The organism is Pseudomonas sp. LB1P83, assembly GCF_054897885.1.
In genome coordinates, this window is the sequence record NZ_CM142709.1 from 5,391,746 (window position 1) to 5,413,127 (window position 21,382).

At 60.6% G+C, this 21,382-nt stretch carries 21 protein-coding genes; 6 read left to right on the forward strand and 15 right to left on the reverse strand.

Features of this window, described 5'->3' with window-relative positions; translation table 11 throughout:
- Positions 1 to 45: 45 nt before the first annotated feature.
- Positions 46 to 807 (reverse strand): YdcF family protein, encoded by a 762-nt coding sequence (locus ACYZTY_RS24685; RefSeq protein ID WP_461955850.1) that lies wholly within the window; start codon positions 805 to 807, stop codon positions 46 to 48.
- A 106-nt stretch (positions 808 to 913) separates the two neighbouring features.
- Positions 914 to 1,234, reverse strand: coding sequence for a hypothetical protein (locus tag ACYZTY_RS24690; RefSeq protein ID WP_461955851.1), 321 nt, complete (start codon positions 1,232 to 1,234; stop codon positions 914 to 916).
- 257 nt (positions 1,235 to 1,491) lie between these two features.
- On the opposite strand from ACYZTY_RS24690, the gene leuS reads away from it, so the two are divergent.
- From leuS to ACYZTY_RS24715, 5 genes are all read left to right on the forward strand, one after another.
- Positions 1,492 to 4,098 carry a leucine--tRNA ligase gene (gene leuS, locus ACYZTY_RS24695; RefSeq protein WP_461955852.1) on the forward strand — a complete coding sequence of 869 codons (2,607 nt, stop codon included), beginning with the start codon at positions 1,492 to 1,494 and terminating at the stop codon, positions 4,096 to 4,098.
- An 88-nt stretch (positions 4,099 to 4,186) separates the two neighbouring features.
- Positions 4,187 to 4,792 (forward strand): LPS-assembly lipoprotein LptE, encoded by a 606-nt coding sequence (locus tag ACYZTY_RS24700; protein ID WP_461955853.1) that lies wholly within the window; start codon positions 4,187 to 4,189, stop codon positions 4,790 to 4,792.
- A gap of 39 nt (positions 4,793 to 4,831) precedes the next feature.
- On the forward strand, positions 4,832 to 5,869 hold the full coding sequence (gene holA / locus ACYZTY_RS24705; protein WP_461955854.1) for a DNA polymerase III subunit delta: 1,038 nt from the start codon (positions 4,832 to 4,834) through the stop codon (positions 5,867 to 5,869).
- A 246-nt stretch (positions 5,870 to 6,115) separates the two neighbouring features.
- Entirely contained in the window at positions 6,116 to 6,280 is a 165-nt protein-coding gene (gene arfA / locus ACYZTY_RS24710; protein WP_003176285.1) for an alternative ribosome rescue factor ArfA, read from the forward strand.
- Between the two features lie 62 nt (positions 6,281 to 6,342).
- Positions 6,343 to 7,665 carry a lytic murein transglycosylase gene (locus ACYZTY_RS24715; RefSeq protein WP_461955855.1) on the forward strand — a complete coding sequence of 441 codons (1,323 nt, stop codon included), beginning with the start codon at positions 6,343 to 6,345 and terminating at the stop codon, positions 7,663 to 7,665.
- A 90-nt stretch (positions 7,666 to 7,755) separates the two neighbouring features.
- On the opposite strand, the gene ACYZTY_RS24720 is transcribed toward ACYZTY_RS24715, so the two are convergent.
- From ACYZTY_RS24720 to ACYZTY_RS24780, 13 genes are all read right to left on the reverse strand, one after another.
- Positions 7,756 to 8,706 carry a S66 peptidase family protein gene (locus ACYZTY_RS24720; protein ID WP_461955856.1) on the reverse strand — a complete coding sequence of 317 codons (951 nt, stop codon included), beginning with the start codon at positions 8,704 to 8,706 and terminating at the stop codon, positions 7,756 to 7,758.
- Between the two features lie 162 nt (positions 8,707 to 8,868).
- Positions 8,869 to 9,894, reverse strand: coding sequence for a lipoyl synthase (gene lipA, locus ACYZTY_RS24725; protein ID WP_446739911.1), 1,026 nt, complete (start codon positions 9,892 to 9,894; stop codon positions 8,869 to 8,871).
- A 1-nt stretch (position 9,895) separates the two neighbouring features.
- Positions 9,896 to 10,543 carry a lipoyl(octanoyl) transferase LipB gene (gene lipB / locus ACYZTY_RS24730; protein ID WP_461955857.1) on the reverse strand — a complete coding sequence of 216 codons (648 nt, stop codon included), beginning with the start codon at positions 10,541 to 10,543 and terminating at the stop codon, positions 9,896 to 9,898.
- Positions 10,543 to 10,818, reverse strand: a complete 276-nt coding sequence (locus ACYZTY_RS24735; RefSeq protein WP_064679955.1) for a DUF493 domain-containing protein — start codon at positions 10,816 to 10,818, stop codon at positions 10,543 to 10,545. The genes lipB and ACYZTY_RS24735 overlap by 1 nt, the downstream gene beginning before the upstream one ends.
- An 80-nt stretch (positions 10,819 to 10,898) precedes the next feature.
- Positions 10,899 to 12,056, reverse strand: a complete 1,158-nt coding sequence (locus tag ACYZTY_RS24740) for a D-alanyl-D-alanine carboxypeptidase family protein (RefSeq protein WP_131063094.1) — start codon at positions 12,054 to 12,056, stop codon at positions 10,899 to 10,901.
- 182 nt (positions 12,057 to 12,238) lie between these two features.
- Positions 12,239 to 13,252 (reverse strand): septal ring lytic transglycosylase RlpA family protein, encoded by a 1,014-nt coding sequence (locus ACYZTY_RS24745; RefSeq protein WP_461955858.1) that lies wholly within the window; start codon positions 13,250 to 13,252, stop codon positions 12,239 to 12,241.
- The gene (mltB, locus tag ACYZTY_RS24750; RefSeq protein ID WP_461955859.1) at positions 13,252 to 14,262 is read right to left on the reverse strand and encodes a lytic murein transglycosylase B; all 1,011 of its coding nucleotides are present in this window, start codon (positions 14,260 to 14,262) and stop codon (positions 13,252 to 13,254) included. Before mltB ends, ACYZTY_RS24745 begins: the two co-directional genes overlap by 1 nt.
- A gap of 17 nt (positions 14,263 to 14,279) precedes the next feature.
- Complete coding sequence (gene rodA, locus ACYZTY_RS24755; RefSeq protein WP_461959398.1) at positions 14,280 to 15,383, reverse strand: rod shape-determining protein RodA; 1,104 nt, start codon at positions 15,381 to 15,383, stop codon at positions 14,280 to 14,282.
- Between the two features lie 31 nt (positions 15,384 to 15,414).
- A complete protein-coding gene (gene mrdA, locus ACYZTY_RS24760; RefSeq protein WP_461955860.1) occupies positions 15,415 to 17,310 on the reverse strand; it encodes a penicillin-binding protein 2 in 1,896 nt (631 codons plus the stop codon).
- Between the two features lie 10 nt (positions 17,311 to 17,320).
- Positions 17,321 to 17,788: a 23S rRNA (pseudouridine(1915)-N(3))-methyltransferase RlmH gene (gene rlmH, locus ACYZTY_RS24765; protein ID WP_007937439.1), complete on the reverse strand. Its 468-nt coding sequence runs from the start codon at positions 17,786 to 17,788 to the stop codon at positions 17,321 to 17,323.
- Between the two features lie 9 nt (positions 17,789 to 17,797).
- Positions 17,798 to 18,292, reverse strand: coding sequence for a ribosome silencing factor (gene rsfS / locus ACYZTY_RS24770; RefSeq protein ID WP_131063098.1), 495 nt, complete (start codon positions 18,290 to 18,292; stop codon positions 17,798 to 17,800).
- 72 nt (positions 18,293 to 18,364) lie between these two features.
- The gene (gene nadD / locus ACYZTY_RS24775) at positions 18,365 to 19,054 is read right to left on the reverse strand and encodes a nicotinate-nucleotide adenylyltransferase (protein ID WP_177346260.1); all 690 of its coding nucleotides are present in this window, start codon (positions 19,052 to 19,054) and stop codon (positions 18,365 to 18,367) included.
- 1 nt (position 19,055) lies between these two features.
- Complete coding sequence (locus tag ACYZTY_RS24780) at positions 19,056 to 20,327, reverse strand: glutamate-5-semialdehyde dehydrogenase (RefSeq protein WP_461955861.1); 1,272 nt, start codon at positions 20,325 to 20,327, stop codon at positions 19,056 to 19,058.
- A 189-nt stretch (positions 20,328 to 20,516) separates the two neighbouring features.
- Between ACYZTY_RS24780 and ACYZTY_RS24785 the strand changes: the two genes are divergently transcribed.
- Positions 20,517 to 21,215 (forward strand): DNA-3-methyladenine glycosylase, encoded by a 699-nt coding sequence (locus ACYZTY_RS24785; protein WP_461955862.1) that lies wholly within the window; start codon positions 20,517 to 20,519, stop codon positions 21,213 to 21,215.
- The last annotated feature ends 167 nt before the right edge of the window (positions 21,216 to 21,382 follow it).

The window sequence follows — 21,382 nt, forward strand, 5'->3', positions numbered from 1 at the left end:
TCTGTAGCCGCTGTCGAGTGAAACGAGGCTGCGATCTTTTGATGCTCAGCGGTAAAACATCGAGTAACCGATCTGCCCCACCGCCTCATTCAGCAACTGCCCGCTCTGCCAGATCGACTTGAATTCCGGCATCCAGCCACCCAGCGGGCGGGCATTGTCCACACCTAGAAACCCCACCGGCGCCGGCACCACTTCAAATCCCGCCTGCTTGAAACTCCAGACCGATCGCGGCATGTGCCAGGCCTGAGTCACCACCACTACCCGTTTGATTCCCTGCGGCAACAACACCTCAGCGCTGAACTGTGCGTTCTCCCAAGTCGTGCGGCTGCGCCCTTCCTGCCAACGCACGGTCACGCCGAAATCATCGAGCAACGAATCCGCCATCAACTTCGCTTCAGAGGGCGGCGTGCCGTAATGCAGGCCGCCGCTGGTGAGAATGGGCAACCCGGAAGCCTTGGCCAGGCGTGCCGCATAACGTTCACGCTCCAGGCCAATACCCGTCGGCTGATCAGCCCCCCAGGCAATATCGCCACGTTCACGCCCGGAACCCAGCAGCACAATCGCATCCGCGCGCTGACTCAGGGTGGCCCACTCCTCGCGTGCCAGTGGCGGTTCACTTTCGAGGGCCTTGGCACCGTACTGCACCACGACCGGCAGACTCATCAAAAAGAAGCCGCCGAAACCCAAGGCAAAGCACACGCCCGCAAGCCTCGGCCTTGAGCGGCGCAACCACCACGCAAGAACCAGCAACAGCAAAAGAATGCCGGGTGGCAACAGAAGTTGTTTCACGAAATAGCGAAAAGGCATCGAGCATCTCCATAAGATGCCCGAAGCCTAAGTGGGTTGACGCAATGCGACAACAAATGCGGAAGGATTATGCTTTGAATAAACCATGGGTCATGGCTTGCAACCGTTACTTGAATTGCAGAGACCGGACCTTTTCCGCGCCCCTGCCAGGTGCCTTGTCCTTGAGCCAGATGATCTTGGCCGAACGTGGTGCGTCGAGTTGCTTCACTGCTGCGGACAAGCATCCGTGTGTTTCACGTTCACTGCGATCCAGATAGGCTTTGACCAGTGCAAACTCTGCGGGGCTCAACCCACGCAGTTCCAGCTCCAAGGGACGCTCATCGCGTAGCCGGTCAGCGGTTTTTGCAGCGTCCAGGGCCATCCCCAGACGATCGATCAGTCTTTCGTACAGCACCGGTTTCGTGACTTTTTGCTGTGACTCAACCATCCCTCACCTCATTGAAGATAAGACTCACTCCCCATTTAGAGCTTAGCTTCCATGAACAAACCGGCTGAGTGCCGCGACCAACGGCCCTCGGGGTGCAATCAGGGTTTCCCTCGGTAGAGCGCGGTCATGTATGCTACGGCGCTTCCTGTAACTCCACTTCCAGCTCGTCTGGGCACCGAAACGCCAATTTGGCGTCGTCACCGTCCAGCGTTGCTTTGAAGAGGATTAGGCCACCCCTATTCAGTTCAAAAGTAGCCATGCACGAACAATATCAGCCCCGTGAAATCGAAGCCGCCGCCCAGTCGTTCTGGGACGAGCAAAAGTCCTTTGAAGTCAGTGAACAGCCAGGCAAGGAGACTTTCTACTGCCTGTCGATGTTCCCTTACCCCAGCGGCAAGCTACACATGGGGCACGTGCGCAACTACACCATCGGCGACGTGATCTCCCGCTATCAGCGCATGCAAGGCAAGAACGTCCTGCAACCCATGGGTTGGGACGCCTTCGGCATGCCGGCGGAAAACGCCGCGATGAAGAACAACGTAGCACCCGCCAAGTGGACCTACGAAAACATCGCCTATATGAAAACCCAGCTGCGCAGCCTGGGTCTGGCGGTGGACTGGTCCCGCGAGGTGACCACCTGCAAGCCCGATTACTACCGCTGGGAACAATGGCTGTTCACTCGCCTGTTCGAAAAAGGCGTGATTTACAAAAAAAGCGGCACCGTGAACTGGGACCCGGTCGACCAGACCGTCCTGGCCAACGAACAGGTGATCGACGGTCGCGGCTGGCGTTCCGGCGCGCTGATCGAAAAGCGCGAAATCCCGATGTACTACTTCAAGATCACCGCCTATGCGGATGAACTGCTGGAGAGTCTCGACGATCTGCCGGGCTGGCCTGAGCAGGTCAAGACCATGCAGCGCAACTGGATCGGCAAGTCCCGTGGCATGGAAGTGCAGTTCCCGTACAACGTCGATTCCATTGGCGAAACCGGCGCGCTGAAGGTTTTCACCACCCGTCCAGACACCCTGATGGGCGCAACTTACGTTGCCGTGGCTGCGGAACACCATTTGGCCTCCCTGGCCGCGCAGAACAACCCTGAGCTGCAAGCGTTCATCGCTGAATGCAAGGGCGGCAGCGTTGCCGAAGCCGACGTCGCCACCCAAGAGAAGAAAGGCCTGCCGACCGGCCTGTTCGTCGAGCACCCGCTGACTGGCGAAAAACTGCCTGTGTGGGTCGCCAACTATGTGCTGATGCACTACGGCGATGGTGCGGTCATGGCGGTACCGGCTCACGACGAGCGCGATTTCGAATTCGCCCACAAGTACGACCTGCCGATCAGATCGGTGGTGCGCACCAGCTCTGGCGAGACCAACACGGCCCCGTGGCAAGACGCCTACGGCGAGCACGGCACGCTGATCAACTCCGGTGAATTCGACGGTCTGGACTTCGCCGGCGCATTCGACGCCATCGAAGTCGCGCTGATCAAGAAGAGCCTCGGCGCCTCGCGCACCCAGTTCCGCCTGCGCGACTGGGGCATCAGCCGTCAGCGCTACTGGGGTTGCCCGATCCCGATCATCCACTGCACCACCTGCGGTGATGTGCCGGTCCCGGAAGATCAATTGCCTGTGGTACTGCCGGAAGACGTGGTGCCGGACGGCGCTGGTTCGCCGCTGGCGCGCATGCCTGAGTTTTACGAGTGCAACTGCCCGAAATGCGGCCAGCCTGCCAAGCGTGAAACCGACACCATGGACACCTTCGTCGAGTCGTCGTGGTACTACGCCCGTTACGCCTCGCCGCACTATGAAGGCGGTCTGGTTGAAAAATCGGCGGCCGACCACTGGTTGCCGGTGGATCAATACATCGGCGGTATCGAACACGCCATTCTTCACCTGCTCTACGCGCGCTTCTTCCACAAGCTGATGCGCGACGAAGGTCTGGTGAGCTCCAACGAGCCGTTCAAGAACCTGCTGACCCAAGGCATGGTGATCGCCGAGACTTACTATCGTCGCGAAGCCAACGGTGCTTACACCTGGTTCAACCCGGCGGATGTCGAACTCGAACGCGACAGCAAGGCCAAGGTTATCAGCGCCAAGCTGATCGCAGATGGCCTGCCGGTGGAAATCGGCGGCACCGAGAAGATGGCCAAGTCGAAGAACAACGGCGTCGACCCACAGTCGATGATCGACCAGTTCGGCGCAGACACCTGCCGCCTGTTCATGATGTTCGCCTCGCCACCTGACATGAGCGCGGAATGGTCCGACTCCGGAGTCGAAGGTTCGCATCGTTTCCTCAAGCGCGTCTGGCGCCTTGCTCAAGCGCACGTCACTCAGGGCCTGCCGGGCAAACTGGACATCGCCAGCCTGAACGACGAGCAGAAAGCCATTCGCCGTTCGATCCACCTGGCCATCAAGCAGGCCAGCCACGACGTCGGCCAGAACCACAAATTCAACACCGCCATCGCTCAGGTGATGACGCTGATGAACGTGCTGGAAAAAGCCGCGCAAGGCACCGAACAGGATCGCGCACTGGTTCACGACGGCCTGGAAGCCGTGACGTTGCTGCTGGCTCCGATCACCCCGCACATCAGCCACGAGCTGTGGAATCAATTGGGTCACGTTGGCCCAGTGATCGACGCCGGCTGGCCGGTGGTGGACGAAACCGCGCTGGTGCAGGACAGCCTGACCCTGGTCATCCAGGTCAACGGCAAACTGCGCGGCCAGATCGAAATGCCGGCCACAGCGACTCGCGAAGAAGTCGAAGCCGCTGCCCGTATCAACGAGAACGTGCTGCGCTTCGTCGATGGCCTGACTATTCGTAAAGTGATCGTAGTGCCCGGGAAACTGGTCAATATCGTCGCCAGCTAAATTGGATCAGGCGCCAGGCAAGCCTGGCGCCGAGTTAAACCTTTCGGGCCGCATGATCGGCCCACATGGTTTCAAGGGGAGCAACAAGATGATCAAACGCAATCTGCTGGTGATGGGCCTCGCAGTCCTGTTGAGCGCCTGCGGTTTCCAGCTGCGCGGCACCGGCACCAATGAAATGGCGATCAAGGAACTCGACCTGAGCGCCCGCAACGCTTACGGCGAAACCGTGACGCAATTGCGTCAGATACTGCAAAGCAGCGGCGTCAAGGTTTACACCGGAGCTCCGTACAAACTGGTGCTGACCGATGAGCAGGAAAGCCAGCGCATCCTCAGCTACGCCGGTGCTGGCCGTACTGGCGAATATCAGGTGAGCACCGTGCTGAGCTACGACATCCGTGGTGCGCACGACCTGCCGCTGATGAGCGACAAACTCGAAGTGCAGAAGATCTTTATTCACGACGGCAACAACCTGGTGGGCTCCGACCAGGAAGCCAATACGGCTCGTACAGAAACCCGGCGCGAGTTGGTTCAGCGCATGATGCTGCGCCTGTCACAGCTTACTCCGACTCAGTTGGACCAGCTGCAACAGACCGCCGACGCGAAAGCGAAAGCCGAAGCCCAGGCACTGGAAGCAGCGCAGAAGGCTGAAGCGGAAACCCCGCGTCAGTCGCCCATCGAAATCCCGCAGCAATAAGACTTACGGGGCGCCCAGGCGCCCCGTTCGCCCTTTCTTATGAAACTCGCCCCCGCCCAACTCGCCAAACACCTGCAAGGCACTCTCGCGCCGGTCTACATCATCAGCGGCGATGACCCGTTGCTGTGTCAGGAAGCCGCCGACGCCATTCGCGCCGCCGCTCGCCAACAGGGTTTCGACGAACGCCAGGTCTTCGCCGCCGACGCCAGTTTCGACTGGGGTACGTTGCTGCAAGCCGGCGCCAGCATGTCGTTGTTCGCCGAAAAGCGCCTGCTGGAACTGCGCTTGCCGTCCGGCAAACCGGGTGACAAAGGTGCCGCCGCGTTCATCGAATACTGCTCGCGCCCGGCAGAAGACACGGTGCTGCTGATCAGCCTGCCCAAGCTGGATGGTAGCGCGCAGAAAACCAAGTGGGGCAAGGCGCTGGTCGAAGGACAGCAGACGCAGTTCGTGCAGATCTGGCCGGTGGATGCCAACCAGTTGCCGAGCTGGATTCGTCAACGGTTGTCCCAGGCCGGGCTTTCCGCCAGCCAGGACGCCGTGGAACTGATCGCCGCGCGGGTCGAAGGCAACCTGCTGGCCGCCGCCCAGGAAATCGAAAAGCTCAAGCTGATGGCCGAAGGTGGCCAGATCACCGTCGAAACCGTGCAAGCGGCGGTGGCCGACAGTGCACGCTACGATGTCTTTGGCCTGACCGATGCGATTCTCAACGGCGAAGCCGCCCATGCCCTGCGTATCCTCGAAGGGCTGCGCGGTGAAGGCGTTGAACCACCCGTTATTCTCTGGGCGCTGGCCCGGGAACTGCGTCTGTTGGCCAACCTTTCGCTGCAGTACAGTCAGGGTGTGCCTCTGGACAAAGCCTTCAGCCAGGCCCGTCCGCCGGTCTGGGACAAGCGCAAACCGTTGATGAGCAAAGCCCTGCAACGCTACCCGGCGCAACGCTGGGCGCAGTTATTGCTGGAAGCGCAACGGATTGATGCGCAGATCAAGGGTCAGGCGGCCGGGTCGCCGTGGATGAGTTTGAGTCGGTTGTCGTTGTTGATGGCTGGTCAACGCCTGTCGTTGCCCGCCGAGTAAGCACGCTCTCTGTAGCAGCTGGCGAAGCCTGCGTTCGGCTGCGAAGCAGTCGTAAACCCTGAATCCGGGATCTTCCTGACACACCGTGCCGCCTGACTTGGCGACTGCTTCGCAGCCGAACGCAGGCTTCGCCAGCTGCTACGGGGCGATCGGTGAAAGGTCCTACGCAATGTGGGGACTAGACAGAACCCCAACTTCGGCCGATGATTTGCACCGCAAAACCCACCTCACTCGCGAGCATTCATTATGAGCAAAAAGCCATCCAAGCATGGCCCCAACAAGGCCAAATCCATCATCGCCCAGCCCCTGTTCCGCAGCCGTCAGGAACGAGCCGGCAAGGGCAAAGGCAGCTACCGCCGCGAAGCCTTCCAGTCTAATAGCTGGGAGGCTTCTTACTTTCTGGCGGCCTGAAAGGCAAGCGCCCGCTCAACATGTTAAGGTCTGCACCTGATTCGTATTCCCTGGACCTGTGCATGCCCCTTAGTCTTTCCCGTCGTTGGCCCCTGCGCCAACTGATCGCTGCCTCCAGCCTCATTTTGCTTGTTGCCTGCGCGGAAAAACCGACCGCCGCCGACGCCCAGCCGCTTCAGACCCTCCCCGTCGCGACAGCCCCTGCGGTCATTCCGCCCGTGGTGCCGACCGGTGAAAACCTCGACATCCAGCCCACCCAGACCTTCGCCGAATGGCAGGCGGGGTTCCGCAAGGACGCGCTGGCCGCCGGCATCCGCGCCAATCTGTTCGACCGCGCCTTCGCCAATATCAGCCTGGACAACAGCGTGATCCGCGCCGATCGAAGCCAGCCCGAATTCTCCCGCCCGGTGTGGGAATACCTCGATGGCGCCCTGTCGCCACTGCGGGTCCGTAAAGGTCAGGCGCTGGTCAGCGAATACGCCGACATTCTGCAAAGCATCGAACAGCGCTATGGCGTCGATCGCCAGGCATTGGTGTCGGTGTGGGGCATGGAGAGTAACTTCGGTCAGTTCCAGGGCAACAAGTCCGTGATCAACTCCCTCGCGACCCTGGCCTACGAAGGCCGGCGTCCCGGCTTTGCTCATGCGCAACTGATCGCCGCCCTGCAAATCCTGCAACAAGGCGATATCGAGCCGGAGAAAATGCTCGGTTCCTGGGCCGGCGCCATGGGCCAGACCCAGTTCATCCCGACCACCTACAACACTCACGCCGTGGATTTCGACGGTGACGGCCGCCGCGACATCTGGAACAGCCCCGCCGATGCCCTGGCCTCGACGGCGCACTACCTGCAAAGCTCCGGCTGGCAGAGAGGCCAGCCGTGGGGTTTTGAAGTGCAGTTGCCGGGTAGCTTCAACTACGTTCTGGCCGACGGCACGATTCGCAAGAGCGTCGCCGAATGGCTGCAATTGGGTGTCTCGCTGCCCAATGGCGCCCAGGTTCCGGCGGGCTCCGAACACCTGTCCGCCGCCCTGCTGTTGCCGGCAGGCTATCGTGGCCCGGCGTTCCTGGTGCTCGACAACTTCCGCGCGATCCTCAAGTACAACAACTCGTCGTCTTATGCGTTGGCGGTGAGCCTGTTGTCTGAGCGTTTCAATGGAGGGGGGCTGATCAACGGCGCCTGGCCAAAAGACGATTTGCCGTTGAGCCGTACCGAGCGGATCGAACTGCAAAGCCTGCTGAGCGCGCAGAATTACGATGCGGGCACCGCTGACGGGATCATCGGCGCGAATACTCGCAAGGCGATCCGCAGTGCACAGCAGTCGTTTGGCTGGCCGGCGGACGGGTATCCGACGCACAAGCTGCTTGAAGGCTTGCGTAACCGTTAAAAGCTTCGCGGGCAAGTCTCGCTCCTACAGATTGCGTTATCCGTAGGAGCGAGGCTTGCCCGCGAAGACTGACTATCAGGCGACGAATGACTACCGTTTGACCACTACATCCTGCTCCAACATCAACTCCTTCTTCCCCGCATCCAACCGAACCAATGCCCCCATCGGCAATGTCAGGTTCGGATCGCAATGCCCACTGCGCCACCCGGCCAGCACCGGTATCCGTAACGGCTCGAATGTCTGCTTGAGCAAACGCTCCAGCCCCGACGCATCAACCCCGGCCACATCCCCCACCAGGACCCCTCGCAGCTTGCCCAGCGTGCCGGCCAGACGCAGATGAGTCAGCAACCGATCAATGCGATACAACGGCTCGTTGATATCCTCGATCAGCAGAATCACGCCCTCGGCGTCTATTTCGTAAGGCGTGCCCATGGTCGCGGCAATCATCGACAGATTGCCCCCCAGCAAACGCCCGTGAGCGATGCCTGGCTCGATCGTGGTCAACGGGTAAGCCACCGGGTGCGAAATCACACTGCCCGCCTTCACCTGCCCCCTGAGCATGTTGAAAAACGAAGACTCGGTCGGTTTTTGCTTCTCGCCCAGCAGATCGGCATTGAGCAACGGACCGTGAAAGGTCACAAAACCGGCATAACGACTGATCGCCACGTGCAGCGCCGTGATGTCGCTGTAGCCGATGAACGGCTTGGCGTTGTTTTGCAGCAATTCGAAATCGATGCGATCGAGCAAACGCGGCGTACCGTAACCGCCGCGCAGACAAATGATCGCGTCGACTTCGGTGTCGGCGAACGCCGCGTGCAAGTCATTGAGTCGCATGTCGTCGCTACCGGCCAGGTAGCCATCCTGTTCGTACACCCCGGGAAACACTCGCAGCGCATAACCGCGAGCGCGCATCCACGCCACGGCTTTATCGGTGTCCAGCCCGGCAGGACCGGCGGGCGCAATGACACCGATCAGCCCTTCCGAGGGCAAGGCCGGAACGGGTGAGTGGGGAAAAAGAGTGTGAGTCGGTCGAACGGTCATCCATGAATCTCCCTGCGCGAAAAGCTTCAGCACACAGTAGTCAGGAACGGGGACAAACAGAAGAGGATCAATCGCCCCGCAGGTTGCAGGAAAAGACTGTAGCGGCCGTAGGAACGGCCAACAAAAACGCCCGCAAGGCTGAAGAACCTTGCGGGCGCTTTGTTACAGAGACGACATCAATTCAGCTTTAACCAGCTTCGCCTGCTCGTCGGCGTGGTACGAGGAACGTACCAGCGGGCCGGAAGCGACGTTTTTGAAGCCCATCTTGTAACCTTCCTCGGCGAACCAGGCGAACACGTCAGGGTGCACGAAACGCTGGACCGGCAAGTGGCTGCGGGACGGTTGCAGGTACTGGCCCAGGGTCAGCATGTCGATGTCGTGTTCGCGCATGCGCTTCATGACTTCGATGACTTCTTCGTCGGTTTCGCCCAAGCCTAGCATCAGGCCGGACTTGGTCGGAATGTGCGGCATCATCTGCTTGAAGCGTTGCAGCAGGGTCAGCGACCACTGGTAATCCGAACCCGGACGCGCGGCCTTGTACAGGCGCGGCACGGTTTCCAGGTTGTGGTTGAACACATCCGGCGGCTCGGCGGCGGTGATTTCCAGCGCGACGTCCATGCGGCCACGGTAATCCGGGACCAGGGTTTCGAGCTGAACGTTCGGCGACAGCTTGCGGATCTCGCGGATGCAGTCGGCAAAGTGCTGGGCACCGCCGTCACGCAGGTCGTCGCGGTCTACCGAGGTGATCACTACGTACTTGAGTTTCAGGTCGGCGATGGCGATGGCCAGGCTTTGCGGCTCGTTGACGTCCAGTGGCTTCGGACGACCGTGGCCCACGTCGCAGAACGGGCAGCGACGGGTGCAGATGTCGCCCATGATCATGAAGGTCGCGGTGCCGCCGGAGAAACACTCGCCGAGGTTCGGGCAGGACGCTTCTTCGCAGACGCTGTGCAGCTTGTGTTTGCGCAGCAGGGCCTTGATGCGGTCGACTTCCGGCGAAACCGGGATACGCACGCGGATCCAGTCAGGTTTCTTGGGCAGTTCGGTCGTCGGAATGATCTTTACCGGGATGCGTGCAACCTTCTCGGCGCCGCGCAGCTTGACGCCGGCTTCAACCTTGGCACGCGGGGCCGGACGCTCGGTTACATCGAGCGTCGGGATCATGGTTTGCACTGCATCAGTAGTCATATCAGTCGATTCCGCCCGTTAGGGTCGTCTGCTCAGCATAGTCGAGGTGTTTGACGAGCTGCGCGCGCAGCCGGGCACTTACCTCGGCAAATTCAATCGATCCTGCGTGATCGCTCAGCTGGGTCATCGCCAGCCCGGCGTAGCCGCAGGGATTAATCCGTCGAAACGGTTCCAGGTTCATGTCCACGTTCAGGGCAAGGCCATGAAAGGAGCAACCGTGGCGGATCCGCAGACCCAGGGACGCGATTTTCGCCCCGTTGACGTAGACACCTGGCGCATCAGGCTTGGCCGCTGCGGTCACGCCGTAGCTGGCCAACAGTTCGATCAGACAGTGTTCCATGCGGGTGACCAGGTCACGCACACCGAACCCGAGCTTGCGCACGTCGAGCAACAGATAGGCCACCAATTGGCCGGGACCGTGGTAAGTCACCTGACCACCGCGATCGACCTGCACCACCGGGATATCCCCCGGAAGCAGCAAGTGCTCGGCCTTGCCAGCCTGGCCTTGAGTGAACACCGGCGGGTGTTCGACCAGCCAGATTTCGTCCGCGGCATCGCTGCCACGTTCGTTGGTGAAGCGTTGCATGGCATGCCAGACCGGCTCGTAAGCCATCTGGCCAAGCTCGCGAAAGCCCAGCGTGCCCGGCATCACAGCACCATGTGCACGAAACCGGTAGCCCGCAACTCGCTGTTGATGTCGTACAGCTGTTCTTGACCGGTGGCGATGATGTGCAACTGGATGGTGGTGTACTTGCCGTTGGTGCTCTGGCGCTCGGCCAGGGTCTCGTGGTCAACGGTCGCGTGTTTCTCAAGGATTGCAATGATCTTGTCCTTGAAACCCACGCCGGTATCGCCGATCACCTTGATGGGGTAATCCGCGCAAGGGAATTCGATCTTTGGCGCCTTTACTTCGGTATCTGTCATGGCGTAACGGCCTCGTAAGCCGTGGCAACAGACATGGCCCCGCTCCGGATTGGAACGAGGCCATGCAAGTCCACACTAATTCAGTTGAACAAGCCGTAGAAGAATAGACGGATGCTATCCCACATGCGGCGGAAGATACCACCCTCCTCGACAGCGTCCAGGGCGATCAGGTCGGCGCTGTGCACCACCTTGTCGTCCAGTTTCACTTCGACTTTACCGATCACGTCGCCCTTGGCGATTGGCGCAACCAGTTGCGGGTTCATGGTCATGCTGGCGGCGAGCTTTTTCAGCTGGCCTTTTGGCAGGGTCATGGTCAGGTCTTCAGCCAGGCCGGCCTTGACTTGATTGGTGCTGCCTTTCCAGACAGGGGCCTGAGCCAGCTCGGCGCCTTTCTGATAGAAGGTCTGGGTTTCGAAGAAGCGGAAACCGTAGGTCAGCAGCTTCTGGGTTTCGGAAGCACGAGCCACTTCGCTGTTGGTGCCGAACACCACCGCGATCAGGCGCATGCCATCACGTACGGCCGAAGACACCATGCAGTAGCCGGCTTCGTCGGTGTGACCGGTTTTCAGACCGTCGACGGTCTTGTCACGCCACAGCAGCAGGTTGCGGTTAGGTTGCTTGATGCCGTTCCAGAAGAACTCTTTCTGCGAGTAGATCGCGTAGTGAGCCGGGTCTTCGTGGATGATCGCGCGAGCCAGCACGGCCATGTCGTGAGCCGACGAGTAGTGCTCAGGGTTCGGCAGACCGGTCGGGTTCATGAAGTGGCTGTTGGTCATGCCCAGGTCGGCCACGGTTTTGTTCATCATGTCGGCGAACGCGTCTTCGCTGCCGGCGATGTGCTCGGAGAGCGCAACACTGGCGTCGTTACCCGACTGAATGATGATGCCGTGCAGCAGGTCGCTGACAGTGACTTGCGAGCCGACCTTGATGAACATCCGCGAGCCGCCGGTGCGCCAGGCGTTTTCACTGACGGTCACCGGATCGTTTTCACCGATCTGGCCACGACGGATTTCCAGGGTCGCGATATACGCGGTCATCAGCTTGGTCAGGCTGGCCGGCGGCAGACGCTGGTCACCGTTGTTCTCGACCAGCACGTTGCCGCTGCTGGCATCCATGAGCACATAGGCTTTGGCGGCCAGTTGTGGCGGCGACGGCATCATCTCGACCGCGAAAGCCGCAGGCGAGAGGAGCAGCGGGACTAGAAGGCACAGGCGTTTGGCAAAGGTGGTGATGTTCATCCGTCTCTCGAAATCGCTAATGGAAACTGCCCTAGGGCAAAACTAATCAGACAACTCTCTAAAAAGTTGTCGCGTGTTCAGTTGCTCACTCTGCAACCCTTGCCGGGCTTTTGTTCTTCAACGAGCCAACAACCCGGTTCACCCCCCAAACCGCAAGTGAACCGTCAATCAAGTACTACGTATTACTCGGCGGTGACCAGGCTCGGCGAACCGAGATTGGCCAGGCGCACGCTGTTCTGCACTTGCTGGATTTCACCCGGCGAACCGATCGGCCCCAGGCGCACCCGGTGCAGGGTCTGTTGATTGCGCACGATCGAGCTGATGAACACCGGAGCGCTCACCATCCCGCTGAGCTTCGATCTCAGGAGTTCTGCAGCGTCCGGGTTGGCGAACGCGCCCACCTGCAGATACTGGCCAGAGGCTGGTACAGAAGCGTTTTTTTTTGCATCCATCTGCACTGGCACTACGGCCGCAGCGTGTTGCTGCGGCGGTGGCGTCCATTGCTCGACGGTGCCGGCCGAAGCGGTAATCGTCGGCGCGGCATTTTGCGCTACTTGCGGCTCGTTGAGCATCAAAGGCGCCGGACGGCCCTTTTGTGCCCACCACTGTTGCGGATCGATGCCTTCAACCTTGACCCGCGCGGTGCCGGTTTCGGCATAACCGAGTTTTTTCGCAGCAGCGTAGGACAAGTCGATGATGCGGTCCGAGTAGAACGGCCCGCGATCGTTGACCCGCAGGATCACGCTTTTGTTGTTGTCCAGGTTGGTCACCCGAACGTAACTTGGCAGCGGCAAAGTCTTGTGCGCGGCACTCATGCCGTACAGGTCATACACCTCGCCATTGGCGGTGTTCTGACCGTGGAATTTGGTGCCGTACCAGGACGCCGTGCCCGAGGCGACATAGGTCTTGGATTCCTGCAACGGGAAGTAAGTCTTGCCCAGCACGGTGTACGGGTTGGCTTTATAAGGACCGGAGTGCAGGGTCGGCGTGGCATCCGGGATACGCGATACGTCGACATCCCACCACGGCGCGCCATCTTTGTGAGCGCGGTTGATGTCCAGCCCCGGCGTCGAGCGCACGGCGGTGGATGAGGACTTCTGAGCCGGCGCGCGGCTGGTCGAACAACTGGCGACCAGCACCGCCAACGCGGCGAAAGCCATCAGCTTCAGGGGTTTATTCATAGGCAATGCCCGCATTACTTGACGCCCCGTGCTTGGACCAGCTGTTCAGACAGTTGATGTACCGCCATGGCGTACATCACGCTGCGGTTATAACGCGTGATTGCGTAAAAATTCTTCAGGCCCATCCAGTATTCGGGGCCATTGTCACCTACCAGGCGGAACGCCGTGACCGGCATGTCATCGCGCAGCGCATCATGACTCGACCAGCCCAAGGCTCGCAACTCCCCGACCGTTTTAGTCGGCTCGATGCCCGTCGTCAAACCTTCGTCCACCTGCGCGCCACGCACATCGGCGCGGCTGACTACCGGTTCGCCGGCGACCCAGCCGTGACGCTTGAAATAACTGGCGACGCTGCCAATGGCATCGTCCGGATTGGTCCAGATATTAATGTGGCCGTCACCGTCGAAGTCCACCGCATAGGCGCGAAAACTGCTCGGCATGAACTGCGGCAAACCCATGGCTCCGGCGTAAGAGCCTTTGAGGGTCAGCGGATCGACCTGCTCCTCACGGGCCAGCAACAGGAACTCACGCAATTCCTTGCGGAAGAATTCGGCACGGGGAGGATAGTCGAAACCCAGGGTCGACAAGGCGTCGATCACCCGGAAATTACCGGTATTACGTCCAAAAAAGGTCTCAACGCCGATGATCGAGACGATCACCTGCGCCGGCACGCCGTATTCCTGCTCCGCTCGAGCCAGAACAGCTTCGTGCTGACGCCAGAAGTCCACACCACGGGCGATGCGCGCGTCGGTGATGAACATCGGGCGATATTCGTTCCACTGCTTGACCCGTTCGGCGGGTTTCGAGATCGCGTCCAGAATCGACTGCTTACGCTCGGCTTCGCGGAACACGCCCATCAGCTGTTCACCGGCAAAACCGTAGTCGCGGGTCATTTCACCGACGAATTCGGCCACCTGGGGTGAGCCTTCGTAATCGCCGGCCAACGCGTCCTGCGCTGTGCCAAGGATGCTTACCAGGCCGACCCACGGCGCGTATCGAGTCGCCCAGCCACGCATTACTTGCATTGACATCTTCACCTTATTCAAACCTGTGCGATCCACTTACGATGGGTATGGATCGACATCAAAACCCCAAACGCTGACAGCAGCGTTACCAGCGAAGTTCCTCCGTAGCTAATGAACGGCAACGGCACCCCCACGACCGGCAACAGGCCACTGACCATACCGATGTTGACGAAAACGTAAACAAAAAACGTCATGGTCAGGGCGCCCGCGAGCAATTTGCCGAACAATGTCTGGGCCTGGGCGGTAATCACCAGCCCGCGGCCGATCAACAGCAGGTAAATCAGCAGCAGCGCGCAGATGCCGACCAGGCCGAATTCTTCGCCCATCACCGCAATAATGAAGTCGGTGTGGCTTTCCGGCAGGAAGTCCAGGTGCGACTGGGTGCCGAGCAGCCAGCCTTTGCCGAACACGCCGCCGGAACCGATCGCGGCTTTGGACTGAATGATGTTCCAGCCGGTGCCGAGCGGATCGCTCTCAGGGTCGAGGAACGTCAGGATTCGCTGCTTCTGGTAATCGTGCATGACGAAGTACCACATGGCGACTGCCACCGGCACCGCCGCGGCGAGCACGCTGAGGATCCAGCGCCAGCGCAGGCCCCCCATGAACAACACGAATGCGCCGCCAGCGAGGATCAGCAACGAAGTGCCGAGGTCCGGCTGGCGCACGATCAGAATGAACGGTAAACCGATCAGGAACAGACTGACGCCCACATGCTTGAGCTGCGGCGGCAAGGTGCGTTTGGACAAGTACCAGGCGATGGTCGCCGGCATCAGGATCTTCATGAATTCCGAAGGCTGGAAGCGGATCACGCCCGGAATGTTGATCCAGCGCGTGGCGCCCATGGCGTTGTGGCCCATGACGTCCACCACCACCAGCAACAGCACGCCGACCACATAACCGACTGGCACCCAGCGGGCCATGAAACGCGGCTCAAACTGGGCGATGACGATCATCGACACCAGGCCGATGCCGAACGAAGTGGCTTGCTTGGCCAGCAGGTCCCAGCTCTTGCCACTGGCCGAATACAGCACGAACAGGCTACCGGCCGCGAGGGTCAGCAGCAGAATCAACAACGGGCCGTCGATGTGCAGGCGTTGCAACAGCGTCGCACGGCGACGCATCACATCCTCACTGGAGAGGATCCGATCGAAATTACTCTTCACGGGCCGTAGCCTCCGCACTGATAGGGCTGGCGTATTCGGCCTTCAACCGACCGTCCTGATCCAGAAGCCAGGCGTCCATGATTTGACGCACCACGGGCGCGGCGACGCCGGAACCGGACTCACCGTTCTCGACCATCACCGACACTACGATTTTCGGGTCGTCGGCCGGTGCGAAGCCGACGAACAAGGCGTGGTCGCGATGGCGTTCCTGAACCTTGGAGCGGTCGTACTTCTCGCCCTGCTTGATCGCAACCACCTGGGCCGTACCACTTTTCCCGGCGATGCGGTATTGCGCACCGATCGCCGCTTTGCGCGCCGTACCCCGAGCACCGTGCATCACCTGCTGCATGCCGTGGTTGACCCTGGTCCAATCGGACGGGTCACGCAGGACGATGTCCGGCATCGGGTTTTCATCCTTGGGCCGCTCGCCTTCGACGGTTTTGGCCAGGTGCGGACGGTTCCAGATGCCTTTGTTGGCCACCAGCGCCGTGGCCTGGGCCAGTTGCAGCGGCGTGGACTGCATGTAGCCCTGGCCGATCCCCAGAATCAGTGTTTCGCCCGGGTACCAGGCCTGACGTCGGGTTGCACGCTTCCATTCCCGTGTCGGCATCAGCCCCGGCGACTCTTCGAACATGTCCAGCGAGACCTTCTGGCCGATGCCGAACTTGGTCATATACGCCGACAAGCGATCGATTCCCAGCTTGTGGGCCAGGTCGTAGAAGTAGGTGTCGTTGGACCGCATGATCGCCGTGTCCAGATCGACGTAGCCGTCACCGGTACGGTTCCAGTTACGGTATTTGTGATCGTAGTTGGGCAACTGGTAATAGCCGGGGTCATACACCCGACTCGACGCGGTCACGACGCCAGCATCCAGGCCGGCAATCGCCACCGCCGGCTTGATGGTCGAGCCCGGCGGGTACAGACCTCGCAGCACGCGGTTGAACAGAGGACGGTCAATGGAGTCGCGCAGCTCGGAATAGGCCTTGAAGCTGATGCCGGTGACGAACAGGTTCGGATCGAAACTCGGCGCACTGACCATCGCCAGCACTTCGCCGGTTTTCGGGTCCAGCGCCACCACCGCACCACGACGACCGCCGAGTGCCGCTTCGGCAGCTTCCTGCAATTTGATGTCCAGGCTCAGGACGATGTCCTTGCCGGGAATCGGATCGGTACGCTTGAGCACGCGCAATACGCGGCCCCGAGCGTTGGTCTCGACTTCTTCGTAACCCACCTGGCCGTGCAGCTCGGGCTCGTAGAAACGCTCGATGCCGGTTTTGCCGATGTGGTGGGTGCCGCTGTAATTGACCGGGTCGAGGGACTTCAGCTCTTTCTCGTTGATCCGCCCCATGTAGCCCACCGAGTGCGCAAAGTGCGGGCCCTGCGGGTAGTGACGCACCAACTGCGCGACCACTTCCACCCCCGGCAGACGGAACTGATTCACCGCAATCCGGGCGATCTGCTCTTCAGTCAGCTCGAACAGGATCGGCACCGGCTCGAAAGGCCGGCGCCCCTGACGCATGCGCTTCTCGAAGATCACCCGATCTTCGGGCGTCAGCCCCAGCACTTCGACGATCACGTCGAGCACTTGCTGCCAGTCGCCAGACCGTTCGCGGGTCATGCTCAGGCTGAAGCTGGGCCGGTTATCGGCCACCACTACACCATTGCGGTCGAAGATCAGCCCGCGCGTTGGCGGAATCGGCTGCACATGGACGCGGTTGTTTTCCGACAGGGTCGAGTGGTACTCGTACTGAATCACCTGGAGGAAATACAGCCGCGCGATCAGCACACAGATCAGAAGCACCACCGCAATTGCCCCGAACACGACGCGGCCACGCACCAGACGGGCGTCTTTTTCGTGGTCCTTGATGCGGATCGGCTGGGGCATGAGGGCAGAACTACTTGTGGTAAGGGTGGCCGGACAAGACTGTCCAGGCACGGTACAGCTGTTCGCCGATCAGAATCCGCACCAGCGGGTGCGGCAACGTCAACGGCGACAACGACCAGCGCTGATCGGCCCGCGCACACACTTCCGGCGCCAGCCCCTCGGGGCCGCCGACCATGAAATTCACCGTGCGCGAGTCCAGCCGCCAGCGATCGAGCTCGACCGCCAACTGCTCGGTGCTCCAGGGTTTGCCGTGGACTTCGAGGGTCACAACACGCTCATTCGGCCCGACCTTCGCCAGCATGGCTTCGCCTTCCTGACGGATGAAGCGCGCCACGTCGGCGTTCTTGCCACGGGTGTTGAGCGGTATTTCCACCAGTTCCAGCGCCAGCTCGGACGGAAGACGCTTGGCATATTCATGCCAGCCTTCTTCCACCCACTTGGGCATGCGTGAACCGACGGCGATCAGTCGCAGTCGCACAGCGGTCCCTTATTGCTGGTCTTTGTTGAGCTTGATGAAATGCTCATGGGTGTTTTCCGGGCTGTGGTGAGCCGCGTTCAGAGCACGGCTCTGTTCCGCACCGGACCACAGACGCTCGAGGTCGTAAAACTGACGAGCCGAGGCAGTCATCATGTGAACGATGACATCATCCATGTCCAGCAGTACCCAGTCGCTGTCGCCCTTGCCTTCTTCACCCAACGGCTTGACGCCCAGGGCTTTGACGGCCTCGCGAACCTTGTCCAGCATCGCGCCGATCTGACGGTTCGAAGTACCGGTAGCGATGATCATGTAGTCAGTGATGCTCTGCTTTTCACGAACGTCGATGACCTGGATGTCCTGGCCCTTGACGTCTTCCAGGGCGGCTACGGCAACCTTGACCAGCTCATCACCCTTCAGGGGCTCGGTGGTGAGAACCGGCTCAGGCAGCGGGGCGCTCTTGAACGTGCCTTTGCGCTTTACTTTAGTTACGTCTTTGTTCGTCATATAAAACTCGTTTTGCTCGTATGTTCGGGCGCTTCGGCACACGCGTTCACGTGTTTTGAAGCGCTCCCTTTTTCAGTTCGACGCACGGTAGAGTCCGTGCGCATCGATGTAGGCCAGGACCGCGTCGGGCACCAGGAAACGTACCGACTTACCGCTGGCCAGCAGTTGACGGATCTGGGTGGCGGATACCGCGAGCGGCGTCTGCCAGACGAATGCAATCTGTCCGCTCGGCCCTTTGAGGGCCAGCGGGTCGCTCACCGAGCGTGCCGCCAACAGATTGCGCAAGGCATCCGGCGGTTCGCTGTCGGCATCCGGGCGTTGCAGCACCAGGATGTGGCAATGCTGGAGCAACTCTTCCCAGCGGTGCCAAGTGGGCAGGCCGCAAAATGCGTCCCAGCCCAAAAGTAGAAAAACCTGGTCGGAGGCGGCCAATTCGGCTCGCATCAGTTCCAGGGTGTCGATGGTGTAGGACGGTTTGTCCCGCTGCAATTCGCGGGCGTCAACCACCAACGGCGCCACACCGGCCACCGCGCACTCGACCATCGCCAGACGGTCCTTTGCCGACACCTGCGGCGTACCGCGATGTGGCGGCCTGGCACTGGGTGTCAGGCGTAACTCATCGAGCGCCAACGATTCGGCGACTTCCAGCGCACCGCGCAAATGGCCGATGTGCACCGGGTCGAACGTCCCGCCCAGCACGCCAATGCGTCGAGGCGCAGGCTCGCTGGCGGTTTGCGGGGCTGACGGTTTGAGGTCGCCCAAGTCAGACCGACGCCTGGCCGCGCAACTGGCCATCACCGACCACGATGTACTTCTCGCAGGTCAGCCCTTCGAGGCCGACCGGGCCGCGGGCGTGCAGCTTATCAGTAGAAATGCCAATCTCGGCACCCAATCCGTATTCGAAGCCATCGGCGAAGCAGGTCGGCGTGTTGATCATCACCGACGATGAATCGACTTCCGCCACAAAACGCCGTGTGTCGGCAAGGTTTTCGCTGACGATCGAGTCGGTGTGATGCGAGCCGTACCGATTGATGTGTTCGATGGCGTGGTCCAGCCCGTCGACGACGCGGATCGAGAGAATCGGCGCAAGGTATTCGGTGCCCCAGTCTTCTTCGGTGGCCGCGACAGCCTCGATGATCGACCGGGTGCGTTCGCAACCGCGCAGCTCGACGCCTTTTTCGCGGAACTGTGCAGCCATCGACGGCAGGAAATCTTTGGCCACGGTTTGATCCACCAACAGCGTTTCCATGGCGCCGCAGATGCCATAACGGTAAGTCTTGGCATTGAAGGCGATACGCTGGGCTTTCGGCAGATCAGCGTGGGCGCTGACGTAGACGTGGCAAATGCCGTCCAGGTGCTTGATCACCGGCACGCGGGCATCGCGACTGACCCGTTCGATCAGGCCACGGCCACCACGAGGCACGATGACGTCGACGTATTCCGGCATGGTGATCAACGCGCCAACGGCCGCACGATCGGTGGTTTCGACCACCTGCACCACGGCGGCCGGCAGCTCGGCTTCGGCTAGCCCGCGCTGGATGCAGGCGGCGATGGCGCGATTGGAATTAATTGCCTCTGAACCGCCACGCAGGATCGTCGCGTTGCCGGACTTCAGGCACAGGCTCGCTGCATCGATGGTCACGTTCGGCCGGGATTCGTAGATGATCCCGATCACGCCCAAGGGCACACGCATCTTGCCGACCTGAATGCCCGATGGCCGGAAGCTCATGTCGCGGATCGCGCCGACCGGGTCCGGTAATGCCGCCACCTGACGCAAACCGACGATCATGCCGTCGATGCGTTCCGGGGTCAGCGCCAGACGTTCAAGCAATGCTGGCTCAAGACCGTTGGCGCGACCTGTGGCCAAATCCAGTTCATTGGCAGCCGTCAGCTCGGCGCGTGCAGCGTCCAGCGCATTGGCAGCAGCCTGCAACGCGCGGTTTTTCTGCGCGGTGCTGGCACGGCCAATGACGCGAGAAGCCGCGCGGGCGGCGCGACCCAGGCGGGTCATGTAGTCAAGAACGGACTCAGTCATTGTCTGTGGTGGTCTTTGCTAAGGTCTTGGTAAAGAGTAAAGCGGCAGATTATAGCTGTCGCGTCCCGGGACTAACAGCGGTGACGGGCGGATGGTCGAAATGGAGGGCAATTTGCCGACGTTCAGCCGGGATTAAGCTGCAAATTGTTATCATCACGACTCAATCAGCCTTGATTAACACCGTTCATCATGTCCAACCTGACTGTTCGAGCGTCCGCAGCAAGCCTGCCCACGGGGCTCCCGGACGCGTTTTTCGACCGAGACGCCCAAACCCTGGCCCGGGATTTACTCGGCAAAGTCATCCGTCATCGGGTCGGCGATCTGTGGCTCAGCGCCCGGATTATTGAGACTGAGGCCTATTACTGCGAAGAAAAAGGCAGCCATGCGTCCCTCGGCTACACAGAAAAGCGTAAGGCTTTGTTTCTGGATGGCGGGCATATCTATATGTATTACGCCCGCGGCGGTGATTCCCTGAACTTCAGCGCCCAGGGGCCGGGCAACGCAGTGCTGATCAAATCCGCCTATCCATGGGTCGATGAGTTGAGCGGGTCGGCGAGCCTGGCGCAGATGTTGTTGAACAATCCCGACGCACAAGGCCGCCCTCGCCCTTCGCAAAAACTCTGCGCCGGGCAGACGTTGCTCTGCAAGTCGCTGGGTTTGAAGGTGCCGGTCTGGGATGCCAAGCGTTTTGACCATGAGGTGTTGCTGGTCGAAGACGTCGGCCCGGCGCCTGCTCATATCATTCAAACCACGCGTTTGGGGATTCCCCACGGACGTGATGAGCATTTGATGTATCGCTTCGTCGATGCGGCTTACGCGCCGTATTGCACACGGAACCCGCTGCGACGGGGGCAGGTCGAAGGTCGCGATTATTTTTTGCTGACTTGAAGATGGAACAATCCCTGTGGGAGCGAGCCTGCTCGCGATAGCGGAGTATCAGGCGACATCGGTTTCGAATGTCAGTCCGCTATCGCGAGCAGGCTCGCTCCTACAGGGGACTTGTGGCGTCTGGAAGGTTGCGTGCGCCCCTTTCGGGGCCAATTGAACATCAGAGG